Origin of the sequence: Polycyclovorans algicola TG408, from assembly GCF_000711245.1 — a bacterium.
GTDB lineage: Bacteria > Pseudomonadota > Gammaproteobacteria > Nevskiales > Nevskiaceae > Polycyclovorans > Polycyclovorans algicola.
The window spans coordinates 1,449,202-1,465,986 of record NZ_JOMH01000001.1 but is presented as its reverse complement, the minus strand read 5'-3'; the positions used below and the strand labels follow the sequence as shown (position 1 = coordinate 1,465,986).

Genomic DNA, 16,785 nt, shown 5'->3' with positions numbered 1-16,785 from the left:
CGCCGTCAGGGGGTGCCGGCTTTTGACGCCACCACCACCCGCAGCCCACCCAGTGGACTGTCGTCAAGGGCAATCGACAGTTGGTAAAGGGTCACCAGGTCATTGACGATGGCGAGCCCCAGTCCAGAACCCGGTCGCTTTTCGTCGAGACGCGCACCGCGCGCCAACACGCCATCACGCGCTTCCACGGGCAGGCCGGGGCCGTCGTCCTCCACGATCAGGGCCCACCCGTCAGGCGTGGCGACCCACGACAAGGTGGCAATGGACTCAGCCCACTTGGCCGCGTTCTCGAGCAGGTTGCCGACCAGCTCCTGCAGGTCCTGCGGATCAATGGACACCTGCAAAGTCTCGGGCACAGTGGCGCGAATAACCTTGCCCTGCCCGCCGTACATACGGCGAATGCCCTCGACCAGCGGTGCAATCACACCGGCCGCCATGACCTTTTGGTAGTGCCCTCCCGCTTGTCCGGCCACGGCGGCGCGTGTCAGGTGGTGGTCGATGGTCGGCTCGATCTGCTTGAGCGCCTGGCGCAGGGCATCAAGGTCGGGCTCGTGGCGCGCCAACTGCATCCGCAGGCTGGCCAGCGGCTGCTTGAGCGCGTGTGCGAGATTGCCTGCAGTGGCGCGGCCGCGACCGATCAACGCAACCTGATGATCAAGCACCTCGTTCATGGCCCCGGCCAGTTGGGCAAGGTCGCGCGGCAGCCGCGTGTCGAGGCGCGGCCGCTCACCGGCGCGCACCGCCTGCAGGTCATCGGTCATCCGTCGCAGCGGCGCCAAGCCCCAGCGAATCTGCACCACGAACACGACAAACAGAATGACCCCCAGCGCGCCCAGCGTCATCCCCAGGCGGCGCACCACGATCTTCACTTCGGCATCAATATGCGCCTGCGGCCCGGCGACGAGAATCAGCACCGGCACGTCCTGATCCGGCAGCGACATGCGCAGGATTGCCGTGCGCACCGCCTCGTCACGCGGTCCGGTGAGCGTGCGCAAATGGCGCGCGCCGTCGTTCAGGGTGGGCAGGTTCAGCCGTGTGTCCCACAGTGAGCGTGAGGTTTCAGCCACACGATCCCCCTGCATGATCTGCCAGTACCAGCCCGAATAAATGCGCGCGAACAGCGGGTCGGGAAAGTCGCGGCGTCGCACCAGTTGACCATCGGCATCGACCTCGATCTGCCCGGCAAGGGTTTCAACCAGGGCATGCAGGCGCTCGTCAAAGGCGTGGGTGACCGGCTCGCGAAATGCCTTTGACAGCAGGGCTGACGCCAGCGGCAACAACAGCACCAGGGTCAGGCCGGCGACCAGGGTCAGGCGGGTGGCGACACCCGGATTCATTCTCCCTGGGCCTGGCGAATCATGAACCCCCGGCCGCGCACGGTCTCGATCAACGGTGCCGGCAGCTTGCGGCGGATGCGGCCGATGAGCACATCCAGCACGTTGGAGTCGGGGTCACGATCGCGTTCGTAAACATGTTCACTGAGCTCGGTGCGGGTCACCACCCGGTCGGCGGCCAGCGCCAAATAGACCAGCAAACGATATTCCTGCGCGGTCAACGGCACCGGCATGCCGGCCACCGTCACCTCGCCGCGCCCGGTGTCGAGGGCCACCTCACCAAAGTTCAGCACCACGCGTGACTGACCGCGGCTGCGCCGCACCAGCGCCTGCACCCGCACCACCACCTCCATGGGCTCAAAGGGCTTGGCGACATAGTCATCCGCGCCGGCCGAGAAGCCTGCTGCCTTATCGGGCCACCGCGCCCGGGCAGTGAGAATCAGCACCGGCACCGACAGGCCATCCTCCCGCCAACCACGCAGCAGGCTCAGGCCATCGTGTACCGGCAGGCCGAGGTCCAGCACCACGGCGTCATAGGTTTCGGTGCGCACCAGATAGTCGGCGTGGCCGCCGTCGGGCGCCAGGTCGGTAACGAAGCCCGCCCGCTGCAAAAGCTCGGCAACGCCCGAGGCGATGGCGGCATCGTCTTCGGCGATGAGGATTCTCACCGGCGGGCGTCGCGCAGACCGCGGCCTTTGACTTCCAGTTGCTCGCCGGTTCGAGCGTCGAACTCGAACTCGATCTTGTGGCCGTCGGGTGTCAACAAGTCGATCTCGTACTCCAGCCGCCCGTCGTCGTACTCAAGTTCCACCTCGATGATCTCGCCCCGATATTCATTCTGGATGCGGGTGATGAGCGTCATCAGCGGCACCACCTCGCCGCGCTCCACCGAGCGCCGCAGCGCCTCGCGCTCGTCATCATCATCGTCGGCAAATGCCAGGGGGCTGACGAACACGGTGAAGGCCAGTAGCCAATTCTTCCATTCCATGCGCGGGCTTATACCGGGAAAGGCTGTGAACAATTTGTGAACGCACCGTTCATGAAACCGTGTGATTGGGTTTGCCAGAGTCTCGCCGTCGTCGCCAACCGGCGGCACATCAAACCCCCTTATGGAGCCTTACTCATGAACCCGATCTCCCGCATTGCCCTGCCCTTGCTGGTTGCCTCCGGCACGTTGCTGGTCGCCGCCGGCGCCCACGCACAGTACACCGGCCCCAGCGACCAGCCCACGATCAACACGGTCAAGGACGTTCTCGACAACGGCCGCGATGACATGGACGTGCAACTGACCGGCCGCATCACCAAACAGCTGGGCGACGAGGACTACCTGTTTGCCGACGACACCGGCGAAATCCAGGTCGAGATTGACGACGACGACATGCCGGCGCAGCCGATCAGCGAGACCACCCCGGTCACCCTTTACGGCGAGATCGACACCAAGCGCCTGCGCGACAACGAGATCGACGTGGACCGCATCACGGTGAACACCGCTCAGTAAGCCCGCGCGATGGCATCACCCCGACAGCGGGCAGATCAGATCAATCTGTCCGCTGTTTCTGTTGCACCTCGACCGCCAGGTGATACGTGGGCCGGTTGATCCAGTGAATCGGCGAGAGCGGCAGAAAACCAAAGTTGGTATGGACCACCGCATCGCGGTCTTCCACCGTTGTGCCGTCGTAGATCTCGCTGCCGTCCCAGTCGGCGATGCGGGCAATGCCGCCGAGATCGGCCAGCGCATCGTTCAGGGCGCTGACCACGGCAGCGTGGCAGGCGGGCAGGCCATCCTGACCGGCACATTTGAGCTGCCGATAGCGTGGCCCGGGCGCGCCCAGCGCCGTCGCAAACATGCGCTTCATGTGCTGGTACCAACCGTTTTGAAAGGCCGACCCGGTGGGTCCCGGTGCGTTGAGCCGCCCTTGCAGCACCGAGGCGCCCTGCTCGTCAAGCGCGGCAAGTTGCGGCGTCACCGTTTCCAGCATGCGGTTGTACCAGGCGTCCATCAGCACCACGGCGGCGCGGTGGTCATAGGCGCCGTCGTTGTCGCGATCGCGGCGCATCGCGCCGAGCCCCGGTTCGCTGCTGATCCACTGCGCAGAGCCGTCATCGATCCATGCCTGCATCAAGGTCGCGACCGTCTGCTCGGTGTCGGTCATAGAAGAGGTCGCGAGTATCTGAAGCATCAGGGGCAGCACATCGAGCCCGCGGGTGTCGGTGTAGGCGCCGTCGGCCGAAATTTCCATCACGTTGGCCAGATCAAATTTTCGGCCGCTGCTGACAAAGGCTTCGAGACGATCCGACAGGTTCAGGACCCGGTGGCTGGGCCCGTACGAGCCGTTGCTGTCGGCCGCCTGCCAACCGAATGCACCGGAATTGTTCCAGTTGGCAAGAAAACCCTGCGGCGGGTTCTTGTCCTGAATGTGCTCGTCCAGTGACAGGTAACCGGTCCACTCAAAATAGCCCTGGTCGTCCTGCGCGACCGCCTGATTGCGCGTCGGCCAGCCTTCAGCGCCATCATTGCCATCACCGCCGAAGTCGCTGAAAAAGGCTTGCGGCAGCGCCTGGTCGTTGGACCACTCGAAGCGGCCATCGCCCCACACCGGCAGCTCCGGCATGTGATCGGGGTGCCGCACCGGGTACAGGCCCGACTGGATGTAGGCAATGTCCTGATCGTCGGCGTACACCCAGTTGAAGGTCGCGGTCATGCTGTTGAACAGCTTCTGAAAGCGGTCGGCTGACATCTCGACGCCGCGCGTGGTCATCAGCCCGAACGGCAACGCGGCATCCACGTCCGCCAGAAAGGTCGAGCGCTGGGTCGAGATCGCCACCGGTTCGCCATTGACCGTGGCGGTCGCAAACACCGGGCCGTAGTGGGTGCGCAGCACGCGGCGGTTGACGGTTTGCGGCAACGGCAAACCGCCGAGCGCGATGCTGGCCGGCGTCGGTGTCGCGGTCCAGGTGTCGAGACGGCGGTAAAAAGCAATGCATTCGCCGTTGACCAGGTAACCATCCGCGTCGGGGAAGCCATCGCCGTCCGCGTCGTCACGCGACGGCGGGCTGTCGTCGAGGTTGCACATGCGCGACACGCGGGTGTCGGTAAAGTCCGAGCCCGCCGAAGTCGGCGTCCAGACGTAATCCAGACCACGGCCGATCACCACATAGGGAATGTTCACCGTGGTGATGCCGCGCGCGGCGATGTCCTGCGGCGAGCCTTCACGCGAGATCACCGCCACCTCCCACAGCAACTGCGGGTTGAAGTATCCGGTCTGCGGACCGCCGACCATGATCGGGTGGCCCGACGCCGTGTTGCTGCCGTGCACCGCCATCCAGTTCGACGACGTCGTGGGCAAGCCCAGGCCCGCCAACAACTGCTTGAGGCCGTCGCCCGGCGAGGTTTGCACCTGCCATTCGCGCGCCTGTGGCGCCTCGATGACCGGCGCGGCGGCCGGCCGCGCAAGGCCCGCGATCTCGATCGCGTCCCACTGCAGCCGGTCATTGCGGACCAGCCCGCCTCCGCCGATACCGTCCCCAGCAGCGCCGATCAGCTCACCCCCCGGAAAGCCGGGAATGGCCGACAGCCCCGGCAAGGTGATGGGCCCCAGCGGAATGCCGTCGTCGGTGGCCAGCAGCGCGTAACCCTCAAAGCTGTCGACGTCCCACAGCGCGACGCCGGGCGGCAGGGTCAGCGGGCAGTTCTCGCTGAAGAAACCCGACTGCGTCGGGAAGGACCCGCTGGCGGTGTGATAAGCGTCTTCGGCGCTGGCATGTCGTAGATCGCGCCAGGTGTCACAGGCCGCCTGCGGCAAGGCCGTCGTCCCCGGCCCGATGCTCGGGTCCAGCGTTTGCAGCAGGCGCAGGTTCTGCGCTTCACCGCCACCGCCAAAGCCGAGTGCCGACTGGATCAGCACGGCATTGATAACGATGTCTTCCACGCTGAATGGGCGCGGCGGAAACTTCGGCACCTCGACGCCCAGCGCAAGGCCCAGCGTCAAATATTCTGGCGGCATCTGCGCCAATCCCTGCGGCGTCTGCAGGAAGTCGATGAAGGCGTTCATGCCGTCGACGAAGGCCTCGGTGTCGTTGCGGAACTGGCTGCCGAACGGCTCGCCGATGCGCGCCACCGCCCCGTCCAGCGCGGCAGTGATCTCTTCTTCGGAGTACGCCGAGGCGGCGCTGAACTCCACGTCCAGGTCAAAGATGTCCGGTGCCGGGCCGAGATATTCAGACGCCCGACCACGCCCGGCATTGCGCAGCACGTCGAACAGCCACAGCCGGTCCTGGGCGGCCGCGAAGCCCATGCCGAACTGCGCGGCGGCGCGTGTTTGTCCGTCGATGTACGGCACGCCCCAGCCGTCACGGCGCACCGTCACTTGGGCGCCGTCCGGCGCGGTGAGCGTACGACTCGATACCGCGTCTTCGTCGCTCAGCTCAATGGCCGCGTCTTTCCAGTAATTGCAGGCCAGATCGCTGCTGCGCAGGTGGGCTTCAAGGTTCGCCGGAGGCACACAATCGTCGAGACGCATCGGCGACTGTGCCTGCGCCCAGTTGCCGTAGAGCTGCAACTGGTCAGCGTAGTTCGCCGGATAGCTTGTGAGCTCGGGCGGAATGCCCGCTGGCGCGCCGACCCCACCCGCCGCATTGCCGTTGGACCCCGGCGGCATGGCGCTGAGAAAAATATTGCGTGCCTCATTACCGTCGCCAGTGCCGGGCGCGGCGGGATCAATGGCCACACTCGAACCGCAACCACTAACCAGCGCTGCGACCAGCATGCCCGCCACGCCGACACCACCCCATTTGCCTACAATCATTGCCGCGCTCCCGCACCTTTTATTGCGCTCAAGCCTACCCAAGCCCCGCCGCCGACCGACTAGCAAATATGGCCCCTGATGTTCCCGACGTGCTGCGCTGTACGGCACTCGACGCCGACGCGCTGGCCATCTGGGTGGCGGCGTGCGGCATGCAACTTCACTGGGTGGCCGCCGATGCCGCCATTCCCGGCAGCTACTGGGGCGACGATGAAGCCGGCCTGATTGCCAACCGCCTCTACATCCGCCCCGACACGCCGGTGCACTCTTTGCTGCATGAACTGGGGCATTGGCTGTGCATGGACGCGCAGCGGCGGGCCACCGTCCACACCAACGCCTGCGGCAGCGACACCGAGGAAAACGCCGTCTGTTACCTGCAGGCGCTGTTGGCGCCGACGCTGCCAGGTTATGACCGCACCCGCCTGTTCGCCGACATGGATGCCTGGGGCTATCACTTCATCGCTGGCAGTGCGGCGGCGTGGTTCACCGGCGACAGCGATGACGCGCTGGGCTATCTGCAGACCCATGGCCTGGTGGATGCGGCCGGGGCCTACACCGGCGCACGGCGCGCACACTGATCACACCGCGAAAGCCGGTCAGGACGCGCGAACACGGGCGGTCATCAAGCGCACGTTGTTGACGCCCTGGCGTTTCAATGCTTCCAGCAATTCGACCACTGCCAGTGCGTCGGCCTCGGCATCGGCCTTGACGGTCAGGGGGAATCCCGGCGGCGCCATCGCCAGCCACGCGTCGATGCGCGGCGGCAGCCCTTCCAGGGTGAAGACCTCGGCCCCCAGTGCCAGACGGCCATCGACCGCAAATGTCAATGTCGATGGCAGCGCAGCTCCGGCCGCGTCGACCAGGGATCGCGGCGGCTGCACCTTCAGAGGTTCAGGCGCGCTGACCGCGCCCGCCATCATGAAAAAGATCAGCAGCAAAAAAACGATGTTGACCAGCGGCAACATGGCGTCCTGCGGGCGTCGAGTCCGGGGGGCAACAGGCAACTTCATTGCGGCAACCGGCCCACGACCAACGACACGCCGGTCGGCCGCAGCCGGTCGAGCACGGTCACCAGCGCCTGAAGACTGACCCCCGGCTCGGGCTGCACCACCACCGGGAAGCCAGGCATTTCACGCAGTTGGGCGTCGATGTCCTCAGCACTGAGCGGGGTGCCGTTCAAGGCCAGGCCGCCGTCGGCGTAGACCTGCACCGCCCATGCGTCCCGGCTTTGCGCCGACGCGGCATCCGCCGGCCCACCAAGGGACAGGGTCAGACTGCGCCAGTCCATGTAAGACGAGGCCAGCATGAAGAAGAACAGCAAGATGAACACGACGTCGATCAGCGACGTCAGCGGGCTGGGAATCGGCCGTCGGCGAGCAAATGGAACGTGCACGGCGGTGCCGTTCAGGGCATCGCGTCGGAGGGCGCCGCGTCTGCGGCACTGACCGGCGCCGCATCACGGCCAGGCGCCGCAGTATTGATCGGCCGGGTGAACACCCGCGTCAGCGCCGACTCGGTGTCACGGTGCAGCTTCTCGATTTTGCGTTCCAGCGCATTGAGCACGGCAATGACCGGAATCGCGACCATGAGGCCGACCGCCGTGGTCAGCAGCGCCTCCCAGATACCACCGGAGAGAATCGCCGGGTCGACCCGGTCACCCGCCGCCTGCAGCCGCTGGAACGCTTCGATCATGCCCATCACCGTGCCCAGCAGGCCGAGCAGCGGCGCCAGCGTGGCAATCACTTCCAGCGGGCGGAACAGGCTGCGTTGGTCGTCCATCACGTCGGCGGCATACGCGGCGACCTGTTCGCGCGCGTCGGCGTCGCTCAAACCGCGGTCGCGGCGCGCGGTCACCGCCAATCGCAGCACCGCAGGCAACGGACCGGGGCGCCCGTCAAGCACCTGATGGGCGACCTGCCAGTGGCCACGCGCAGTGGCGTCAAAAAATTGCGGCAAGTAGTCGCGCGCACCCACGCGACGCTCGGTGAACTGCCAGACCTTGAGCAGGATCAGGGTCAGCGCCCAGATGCTCATGATCAGCAACACCAGCATCACCGGGCCCCCCAGTTGCAGCCAATTGCCTACGTTCGCGACCTGCATGTCATTCTCCGGACGACCACGCCGCGCCGATGCCCCGAGGGTCGGACACGGCAAAAAATCCTGCGGGCAACGCCCAACCCACCGCCTGCAAATCACCGTAGCGACGATCAACTTCGGTCACGCGGTGTCCACGAGCCCTCAGGTCGGCACGCGCCGAGGCGTTGAGCGCGCCCTTTTCCAGCGACACTTCATCGGGATGAAACTGGTGATGAAAGCGCGGCGCCGCGGCCATCTCTGACGGCGTGGCGCCGCCCAGCCATTCCAGAATCGCGACCAGCACCATGGTGATGATGCGGCTGCCGCCGGGCGTACCGACCACCAGCGTGCCGCGCGGCGACGTGACGAAGGTCGGCGTCATCGACGACAGCGGCCGCTTGCCCGGCGCCAGCAGGTTGGGTTGCGATCCGATCAGACCGTATACGTTTTCGGCGGTGGTCGACATGGCGAAATCGTCCAACTCGTCGTTGAGCAGCACGCCGGTGCCGGGCACCACCATGGCCGCGCCGAAGGGGATGTTGATCGACAGCGTCGCTGCCACCCGGTTGCCTTCGGCGTCGATCACTGACAGGTGCGTGGTGTCGGTACCGCCCGGCAAGTCGGCGCGCACGCCAAGGGTATCGCTGGGAGTGGCCTGCGCCGGATCGATGGTGGCTGCCCATTGCCGGGCGTGCGCCGAGCCGGTGAGCTTGGCCAGCGGCAACCAGACGAAGTCCGGATCACCGAGATACGCGGCGCGGTCGGCGTAGGCGCGACGCATGGCCTCGACCACCCAATGGCGACCCTGATCATCCAGCGGAAGGGTGACATTGAGTGCTTCCAGCTGGCCGAGAATGGTCGCCAGCGCGACGCCCCCCGCGGACGGTGGCGCGGCGCTGACGATGCGCGCGTCACGAAAATAGGTGACCACCGGCGCGCGCTCGACCACCTGGTAGGCCCGCAGGTCGGCGGCGTGCCAATGACCGCCGGCGGCCCGCACCCCGGCCACCAGGCGCTCGGCAAAGTCGCCGCGGTAGAACGCTGCCGCGCCGTCGCGGCGCATGGCGGCGAACAGCGCGGCCAGATCCGGTTGCTTGAGCAGGGCGCCGGCTTCGGGCGGTTTGCCGTCGACGGCAAACGTCGCGCGTGCACCGTCATCGAAGCGGCGCCAGTGGCGGGCGAAATTTTCGGCGAGGTCGTCGTCCACTTCGAAGCCCTCGCGCGCATGGCGCTCGGCGCTGGCCAGGCTGGCGGCGAGCGGCAATTGGCCATATTCACCGGCCAGATGTTCCAGCGCGGCAGGCTGTCCGGGAATGCCGGCCGCCAAGGGTCCGTGCAGGCTGCGCGCCGACACCGGCTCGTCCTGTTCGTCGAGGTAATGTTCGAGGCGGGCGCCCAGCGGCGCGGTCTCGCGGCCATCGATCATCACCTCAAGGCCATCTTCGGCGCGGTGCACCAGCCAGAAACCGCCGCCGCCCATGCCCGAGCCGGTGGGCTCAACCACCGCCAGCACCGCCGACGCCGCCACCGCGGCATCCATGGCGTTGCCGCCCTGTTGCAGGATGTCGCGACAGGCTTCGGTCGCCAGCGGGTGGGCGGTGGCACAGGCGCCGGAGACCGTGTCCGACCGGGCGGCAGGCGCATTGTCAGGCGGCGATGTGCCCCGACAGGCAGTCGCCACCAGCAGCAACACCAGCAGCGAACTCACCGCAAGAGATCGATTGACTTGGATCATGTTTTCAGGGGGCCGTCGGCGTTCACCAGCCGTTGGTATTTGACGCGCAGTTGCGCGTCGCTCTCGGCATGGTCAGGGTCCAGCGGAATGCAGTCCACCGGGCAAACCTGCTGGCACTGCGGCTGGTCAAAATGGCCGACGCATTCGGTGCACAGCGCCGGGTCGATCTCGTAAATCTCGATGCCCTGAAAGATGGCCTTGTTGGGGCACACCGGCTCACAGACATCGCAGTTGATGCATTCATCGGTGATCTTCAGCGACATGGGCAGCCGACGCGCCGCTCAACGAGGGCGGGTGCGTCGCTCCACGGCCGGCAGGTCAGGGCGACCGAAACGCTGCAACAGCGGGGTGATCACCGGCTTGGGCACCAGCTTCTCGACCGGGGCACCGAGGCCGGCCAACTCACGCACCAGGCTCGATGACAGGTGGGCAAATTCCGGGCTGGGCGCCAACATCACCGTGTCGAGCACCGAATACAGGTCGCGATTCATCACCGCCATCTGCTTTTCATAGTCCACGTCGACCCCGTTGCGCACGCCGCGCACCAACACGTTGACGCCGTGCTCACGGGCAAAGTCCACGACCAGGCCAGTAAAGCCGCGCACCTCCACATTGGGCAGGTCGGTGGTGCACGCCTCAATCAGCGCGATCCGCTCGTCGATGGTGAAGCGCGGGTTCTTGTTTGGATTGAGTCCGACCGCGACGATCAGCTTCGGGAACATCCGCGCCGCGCGGTGAATGATGTCGTTGTGGCCGAGGGTGATCGGGTCAAATGTTCCGGAGTAAGCCGCGACGATTTTCACGGGTGGAGAACCTCCTGCTTGAGCAATGCAAAGCATACCTTTCCCGCCTGGCGCTCACGGTGCACGCTGAGGCTTTGCGGCAGCGTCGGCGGCTGCCCGGACGGCCATTCCAGATACACCATTGCACCCGGGTTGAGACAGCGCGGCAGACGCTCGAGCGCTCGGGTCAGCAGGTCGCTGCCGTAAGGCGGGTCGAGAAACACCACGTCAAAAGTGTCGGTGCTGGCCGACAACCAGCCCAGCGCATCCTGCTCGGCGACCCGCACCCGTTCAAGCTTGAGGGTGGCCATGGCCTCGCGGATGGCCGCCGCCGAACCCCGTTGGTTTTCAACAAAGGTCACGTCGTGGGCGCCGCGTGAGGCCGCCTCCAGCCCCAGTGCGCCCGAGCCGGCGAACAGATCCACCACCTTGGCACCGTGAATGATCGGTGCCAGCCAGTCGAAGACCGTCTGCCGCACCCGATCAGGCGTGGGACGCACGCCGTTGTCGGCGTCGAAGTGGATGAGCCGCGAACGATGATGACCGCCAATGATACGTAGGGTGCCGAGTGCGCGTCTTGCCATGGCGTCATGTTACGCAGGCGCGCCGGGCTCGGCAGCGCCCGGTGCCGTTCTGACCTTAGAACCGATTCTTATGTCGATTGGGAATGGCGAATGTCGCCCTTATACTTTTGCGCATGGAAACTGCACTGCTTGACACCGCCGCCGGCACAGCCGCGACCGCCGCGCCCGAGCCGGCCGGCACGCACTTTAACGACGCGGACATCGCCGATCTCAACGCACGCTACACGCCGCTGGATTTCGAAGCGCGGCTCCGGTTGTTCTACAGCGAGTTTGACGCCAGCAAGGTGCTTGTCACTTCGTCGTTTGCCGCCACCTCGGCATATTTTCTGCACATCATTCACCGCATCGAATCGCGGCAGAAAATCGCCTTCATCGACACCGGCTACCACTTCCTCGAAACCATCATCTACCGCGACAAACTCTCGAAGGAATATGGACTGGAAGTGTTCGACATCAAGGCCGAAGACTGGAAGCACCAGTTCACGCTCGACGACCAGACCTGGGAAAAGAACCCCGACTTCTGCTGCTCAATCAACAAGGTCGAGCCGCTGGAGGCCATCAAGCCCAACTTCGACGTGTGGGTGTCGAGCCTGATGGGCTGGCAAACCGACCACCGCGCCGGCATGGACGTGTTCGAAATGCGCCGCGGCGTTCTCAAGTTCAACCCCATGATTGACGTCACCCGCGCGCAGCGTGATGCCTACATCGTCGATCACGGCCTGCCGTTTCACCCCCTGGTGTCCAAGGGCTACAGCTCGATCGGCTGCACCCATTGCACCGCCAAGGGAGAGGGCCGCAGTGGCCGGTGGGCGGGCAAGCCGAAGACCGAGTGCGGGTTGCATCTTTGAGGCCGCCAGACGCCTGACGATCTGCGGTGAGAGGGCAGATTGCCGCGCGAACCAGGGGCCGCGATCAACGTGTGTGCAGCGTCGTTGCAGCTTGACGCCGCCCTTTTTCTGATCAGCGGCCCTCGGCGGAGGCCATCGGCTCATAGCCGGCCTCTTGAAACTTGCGATGCAGCTGGCGGCGACGCACGCCCATGTTGCCGCCGTCATAGAGCGGGAAGCACAGCGCGTCCTGCATCAGGCCAGCCAACGGGGTCAGTTCGGTGTAGCTGTCGACGCCCACCAGTCGCATGGCGTCGTACACCACCTGCACGCACAGTTCGGAGGCGTAGATCTTGGTCATGATCGCCAGCTCGTCGCTCTTGCGATCGGTGACGTCGAGCTGATGACAGGCTTTCCAGGTGAGATACCGCGCCGCTTCGATGCGCATCTTCAGATCGGCCAGCATGTAACCGACGTTCTGATGTTCGATCACCGGCACGCTGCCGGAGCGCTTGTCGGTCTTGGCGAACTCGAAGGCGACATCGAAGGCCGCGCGCATCACGCCGGTGCACGCCGCACCGATCAGCGCGGCGGTCCAGGAGAACGTCTGCTGGCAAATCGCAGCACCGTCCCCGGGCTTGCCGAGGATGTTGTCGGCTGGCACGCGAACCTCGTTGAAGTGGATGCGCGGTGACACAACGGCACGATGCCCCGCAGTGTCGAGGTAATCGACCACCTCAACACCCTGGGTTGTCCCCGGCACCACAATCACTGCAAGTGACTCGGCGGGCGGCTTCTCAAGGTCGGTACGGCACACCACGGTGAGCAGGTGCGCACCCTTGCCGTCCCAGCCGCAGCCATTGGTGGTGTAGTGCTTCTTGCCGGTGATGACCCATTCGTCGCCCTCTCGCTTGGCCACGGTCTGCACGCCGGCGCCCGGGTCGGGGCAGTCGAAGTTCGCGCCGCCGGTGACCTCGGTGAAGGCAAAGGCAGCCAGGCGCTCCGCCGGGCGCGCCAGAATCTCGCCGATCCACTTGCGTTTCTGCTCATCGGTGCCGAAGCCCAGAATCGGCTCCATGCCGAGTCCGGTGGCGAGCAAGGTGGAGGGCACGTTGATGTCGCCCGCCGCGAGCTCCTCGGCTGCCAGGGCAAAGTCGAGCGTGGCCATGCCGGTGCCGCCGTACTCGCGCGGGAACAGGGCGTGTACAAAGCCCGCTTCCGCCATCTTTTCGTAAAACGGAAAGGTGGCGAAGAAACGCGCCTCTGGACGCGCAATGGGTGCGATGGTTTTGCCCACTTGGCTGAGCACGTCGCGAGCAAATCCGCGGGCGCCCACCTGCAGGGCCTGTTGTTCCGGGCTGAGGGTGAAGTCGATTGCCATTGAGGTCTCCGTGTGAGCAATTGAACGGCCGTCGGGCGACGGATCCGGAGGCACGACACCTCAGGCAAACGGGCCGCTGCGCCGACCAACACGGCATCAATCGGAACGAGCTGGTGACGCGCCGTGATCAGATCAGTCTAATCACACGCTGGGCTCAACCGTCGACGAGGCTGCCGACAGCGTCGCTGATCACCCGCCGCGTCAAAAGCGCATGTCAATGAACACTGAAGATCGGGCGGCTACTGGGTCGTGCCGGCGCGAACCAGCCTGACGGCTCAGTGATGCCCATGCCTGATGACAGGCGCAATGCGACCGGTCTTCCCGAATCCCTGACATGGCCAACCCGAGATTTCGCCCGGAACCTTCGTCGCGACACGGCCTCCCTTTTCGTGGTTCGCTCGCTTTCGATCATCAGGAGAACGTCGATCATGAAGACACTGACGCAACTTGTTCCGCGCCTCAAGCCTCTTTTTGCCCGGCGCGCGGTCCGTCAGCAGACCGACCACGACACGCTGCAATGCACGGTGGCGTACAACCGATACGGCGGTTACTGCGTGCCCCTGTCGTCGCGCCACCGGCCTGCCGCCAAAAAGATTCTGGCCAACAAGGTTTACGAACCGCTGACCCTCGCGTTCATGCGTCAGAACTGCGGGGATGGCGATGTGGTTCATGCCGGCACCTACTTCGGTGATTTTTTGCCCGCGTTGTCCAGCGCGCTTTCACCGAGCGGCAAAATCTGGGCGTTTGAGCCCAATCCCGAAAACCACCGCTGCGCCCGCATCACGCTTGAAATCAACGGCATCGACAATGTCTGGTTGACCCACGCTGGGCTAGGCGCCGCACCAGACGAGATGCCGATGCAAACCGTTGACGCCAGCGGGCGGGCGCTGGGCGGCGCCAGCCGACTGACCACCGAGCCGCAGCGGGAATCAACGCAAGTCAAGATCGTGGCCATTGATGACGTACTTGATCGCGACAGACGCGTTTCCATCATCCAGTTGGATGTCGAAGGCCATGAGAAAGAGGCGCTTTCAGGCGCTTTGCAGACGATCAAAACGCATCTGCCGATCATCATTCTCGAGGTCTTGCCGCAAAGCACGCTCACGGAGAGTGACTGGTTTTCCAGCAATATTCTTGCGCTTGGCTATGTGCACGTCGGCAACGTCCATGGCAATTCCATCTTCTCGTGTGACAACCACGAGAACAGTGCGAGGTCCTAAGCTGTGTCGTCACGAGATATGATAAGCGCCCCTCAAGGCCACAACGAGCGATCTTATGAAGGAGTCCTTTCGTCGCCACGATCTTTCGGATCGAGACTGGGCGTTGCTTGAACCCCATCTGCCTGGTCAAGCCGGGCAGTGGGGCGGCGTCGCCAAGAACAATCGCCAGTTCATCAATGCGGTCCTGTGGATTGTGCGGACGGGGGCTCCTTGGCGCGACTTGCCTCCGGCCTACGGCGATTGGAAAAACACGCATCGACGCTTCTGTCGCTGGCGCGATAGCGGCGTGTGGGAAGCCTTGCTCGACCGCTTGATCGACGAGCCTGACTTCGAGTGGTTGATGATTGATGCCAGCCATTGCAAGGTTCACCCTCATGCGGCCGGTGCTCGCGGGGGCAATCAAGGCATCGGTCGTACAAAAGGGGGCTCAACACCAAGATACATCTGGCCGTGGATGCGCATGGTATGCCGGTCCGAATCCTTGCTACAGAAGCTACCCGAGCGGATTGTGTGGAAGCTTCAACCCTGATCCAAGGCTTCAGTGCCGAGCACCTGATCGCTGACAAGGGTTATGACAGCAACACAATCATTGAGCAGGCTCAAGCACAAGGAATGCGGGCGGAAATCCCCCCGCGCAAGAACCGCAAGGTGCTACGCGAATTCGACAAGCACCTGTATCGTCAGCGGCACTTGGTCGAGAATGCGTTCTTGCATCTCAAGCAATGGCGTGGCATCGCCACGCGTTACGCCAAGAACCTGTCCTCTTTCCTCGCCGCTGCCCAGATTCGGTGCATGGTCCTTTGGCTCACAATCTCGTGACGACACTGCCTAGGGCCTGTTAACAATTGCCGAATCGCTGCGTTGCCGTCTGTTTTTTCGCCAGGCAAGGCGCGACTGAGGAAATCTGGCGATTCCAAATGACGAAGGAGCAACGCCGCATGGCGGAAAAACAGACAGCAACCCGAAGGGGCCGGCCGGTTCTGGCCCTGGACTTCGTTGGTCGTCGCTTGTTTGGAATAACCAAACCGCGCTTCTCCCGCCTCGCCCAAGGCCAGAACCAACTCGGCCGCAGCGATGCGCCAATTGTTAACAGGCCCTAGTCGCCTGCAGCCGAGTCGACCGGCTTCGCCGCGACGCGCGTGGAGAGGCTCAAGGCGGTGACCGTCACCAGGATCAGCCCCATCCCCAAGATCTGCGGTGCCGCCAGGTTTTCGTTCAACACCACGACGCCGAAAACCGCCGCGGTCACCGGCTCGACCATGGCAATGATTGACGCAACAGCCGGCGCCGTATTCTTCAGGCCAATGATGTAAAGAACGAACGACAGGCCTGCGCCGAGGACACCCAGCGCCACGAACAGGGGCCACATTGATGAATTCAGCACCGCAGCCATCTGATCAACGTCGGCCGGCAACACAAGCACGACGACCAGCACCGCGAATGCGATGGTGAGAATCGCCTGCGGGCTGCCATGCGGCGCGGCGTACTTGAAGCCGAAAATAAACACGGCGTATGACAACCCGGCAAGCAAGCCGGCACCCACCCCCAGAACGGTGACGCCACTGGCCCCGACATCATAGATCTGTGTGAGCAACACGATGCCGAGCATCACCACCGCAATAGCCACCCCTTTGCCCAGGGTGGGCTTTTCAAGTTTCAAGACGAAAGACACGAGGTAAACGAAGACGGGGGCGCAATACATCAGCGAGACCGCGACGGCGACGCTTCCCTGCGCGATGCTCACGAAATAAAAGGCGAAATTGCCGGTGACGCCCAAGCCGGCAATTGCCGACCAGAACCACAATTTGCGGCTGGCTAATCCGCTCCCGCGTGGCCGCAACAACAGCCATGCCAGCACGAACAAGAGCCCGATCAAACCGCGGTAAAGAGACACAACGAAGGCGTCCCAGCCACCTGCCATCAGAATGCCGCCAATGCCCCCCGACACGCCCCAGCAAAGGGCGGCCAGTGCAACAAACGCGGTACTCGCCCCAACCATTTGATTTCACCTCAATTGCGATTGAATGATTCCGTGACGCCCTTC

General features: G+C 64.4%; 18 protein-coding genes. 5 read left to right on the top strand and 13 right to left on the bottom strand.

The window, feature by feature from the left end:
- Positions 1-5 precede the first annotated feature (5 nt).
- The 3 genes from U741_RS0107035 to U741_RS0107025 are packed head-to-tail and all read right to left on the bottom strand — an operon-like array spanning position 6 to position 2,322.
- The gene (locus tag U741_RS0107035; RefSeq protein ID WP_029889777.1) at positions 6-1,337 is read right to left on the bottom strand and encodes a sensor histidine kinase; all 1,332 of its coding nucleotides are present in this window, start codon (positions 1,335-1,337) and stop codon (positions 6-8) included.
- Positions 1,334-2,002 carry a response regulator transcription factor gene (locus tag U741_RS0107030; protein ID WP_029889776.1) on the bottom strand — a complete coding sequence of 223 codons (669 nt, stop codon included), beginning with the start codon at positions 2,000-2,002 and terminating at the stop codon, positions 1,334-1,336. The genes U741_RS0107035 and U741_RS0107030 overlap by 4 nt, the downstream gene beginning before the upstream one ends.
- Positions 1,999-2,322 (bottom strand): PepSY domain-containing protein, encoded by a 324-nt coding sequence (locus tag U741_RS0107025; RefSeq protein ID WP_029889775.1) that lies wholly within the window; start codon positions 2,320-2,322, stop codon positions 1,999-2,001. The genes U741_RS0107030 and U741_RS0107025 overlap by 4 nt, the downstream gene beginning before the upstream one ends.
- Positions 2,323-2,457: 135 nt before the next feature.
- On the opposite strand from U741_RS0107025, the gene U741_RS0107020 reads away from it, so the two are divergent.
- Complete coding sequence (locus U741_RS0107020; RefSeq protein WP_029889774.1) at positions 2,458-2,832, top strand: NirD/YgiW/YdeI family stress tolerance protein; 375 nt, start codon at positions 2,458-2,460, stop codon at positions 2,830-2,832.
- A gap of 40 nt (positions 2,833-2,872) precedes the next feature.
- Here U741_RS0107020 and U741_RS0107015 read toward each other — a convergent pair whose 3' ends face one another.
- The gene (locus U741_RS0107015; protein WP_029889773.1) at positions 2,873-6,139 is read right to left on the bottom strand and encodes a penicillin acylase family protein; all 3,267 of its coding nucleotides are present in this window, start codon (positions 6,137-6,139) and stop codon (positions 2,873-2,875) included.
- Positions 6,140-6,207: 68 nt separating this feature from the next.
- Between U741_RS0107015 and U741_RS0107010 the strand changes: the two genes are divergently transcribed.
- A complete protein-coding gene (locus U741_RS0107010) occupies positions 6,208-6,714 on the top strand; it encodes a hypothetical protein (protein ID WP_029889772.1) in 507 nt (168 codons plus the stop codon).
- Between the two features lie 18 nt (positions 6,715-6,732).
- Here U741_RS0107010 and U741_RS0107005 read toward each other — a convergent pair whose 3' ends face one another.
- Genes U741_RS0107005 through rsmD form a run of 7 tightly spaced genes read right to left on the bottom strand, consistent with a single transcriptional unit; the run spans position 6,733 to position 11,313 of the window.
- Positions 6,733-7,101 (bottom strand): ExbD/TolR family protein, encoded by a 369-nt coding sequence (locus U741_RS0107005; protein WP_052378577.1) that lies wholly within the window; start codon positions 7,099-7,101, stop codon positions 6,733-6,735.
- Positions 7,102-7,142: 41 nt separating this feature from the next.
- Entirely contained in the window at positions 7,143-7,529 is a 387-nt protein-coding gene (locus U741_RS0107000) for an ExbD/TolR family protein (protein WP_052378576.1), read from the bottom strand.
- Positions 7,530-7,540: 11 nt separating this feature from the next.
- Positions 7,541-8,236, bottom strand: coding sequence for a MotA/TolQ/ExbB proton channel family protein (locus tag U741_RS0106995; protein WP_029889769.1), 696 nt, complete (start codon positions 8,234-8,236; stop codon positions 7,541-7,543).
- 1 nt (position 8,237) lies between these two features.
- Positions 8,238-9,920, bottom strand: coding sequence for a gamma-glutamyltransferase (ggt, locus tag U741_RS0106990; RefSeq protein WP_200872689.1), 1,683 nt, complete (start codon positions 9,918-9,920; stop codon positions 8,238-8,240).
- 23 nt (positions 9,921-9,943) lie between these two features.
- On the bottom strand, positions 9,944-10,210 hold the full coding sequence (locus tag U741_RS0106985; RefSeq protein ID WP_029889767.1) for a YfhL family 4Fe-4S dicluster ferredoxin: 267 nt from the start codon (positions 10,208-10,210) through the stop codon (positions 9,944-9,946).
- Positions 10,211-10,228: 18 nt separating this feature from the next.
- Positions 10,229-10,750: a pantetheine-phosphate adenylyltransferase gene (gene coaD / locus U741_RS0106980; RefSeq protein WP_043110223.1), complete on the bottom strand. Its 522-nt coding sequence runs from the start codon at positions 10,748-10,750 to the stop codon at positions 10,229-10,231.
- Positions 10,747-11,313 carry a 16S rRNA (guanine(966)-N(2))-methyltransferase RsmD gene (gene rsmD / locus U741_RS0106975; RefSeq protein ID WP_029889765.1) on the bottom strand — a complete coding sequence of 189 codons (567 nt, stop codon included), beginning with the start codon at positions 11,311-11,313 and terminating at the stop codon, positions 10,747-10,749. The genes coaD and rsmD overlap by 4 nt, the downstream gene beginning before the upstream one ends.
- Positions 11,314-11,426: 113 nt before the next feature.
- On the opposite strand from rsmD, the gene U741_RS0106970 reads away from it, so the two are divergent.
- A complete protein-coding gene (locus U741_RS0106970) occupies positions 11,427-12,161 on the top strand; it encodes a phosphoadenylyl-sulfate reductase (protein ID WP_029889764.1) in 735 nt (244 codons plus the stop codon).
- Between the two features lie 112 nt (positions 12,162-12,273).
- Here U741_RS0106970 and U741_RS0106965 read toward each other — a convergent pair whose 3' ends face one another.
- On the bottom strand, positions 12,274-13,521 hold the full coding sequence (locus U741_RS0106965; protein WP_029889763.1) for an acyl-CoA dehydrogenase family protein: 1,248 nt from the start codon (positions 13,519-13,521) through the stop codon (positions 12,274-12,276).
- A 281-nt stretch (positions 13,522-13,802) separates the two neighbouring features.
- Here U741_RS0106965 and U741_RS0106960 point away from each other — a divergent pair, with 281 nt between their 5' ends.
- Together U741_RS0106960 and U741_RS18875 are read left to right on the top strand one after the other, a co-directional pair.
- A complete protein-coding gene (locus tag U741_RS0106960) occupies positions 13,803-14,741 on the top strand; it encodes an FkbM family methyltransferase (RefSeq protein WP_084154717.1) in 939 nt (312 codons plus the stop codon).
- A 55-nt stretch (positions 14,742-14,796) separates the two neighbouring features.
- Positions 14,797-15,560 (top strand): IS5 family transposase gene (locus U741_RS18875; protein ID WP_152551462.1). Its coding sequence is split into 2 segments (ribosomal slippage): positions 14,797-15,169 and positions 15,169-15,560, totalling 765 coding nucleotides; the frame shifts between segments, so codons are not numbered across the junction.
- A gap of 277 nt (positions 15,561-15,837) precedes the next feature.
- On the opposite strand, the gene U741_RS0106950 is transcribed toward U741_RS18875, so the two are convergent.
- A complete protein-coding gene (locus U741_RS0106950) occupies positions 15,838-16,740 on the bottom strand; it encodes a DMT family transporter (protein ID WP_043110222.1) in 903 nt (300 codons plus the stop codon).
- Positions 16,741-16,785 lie beyond the last annotated feature (45 nt).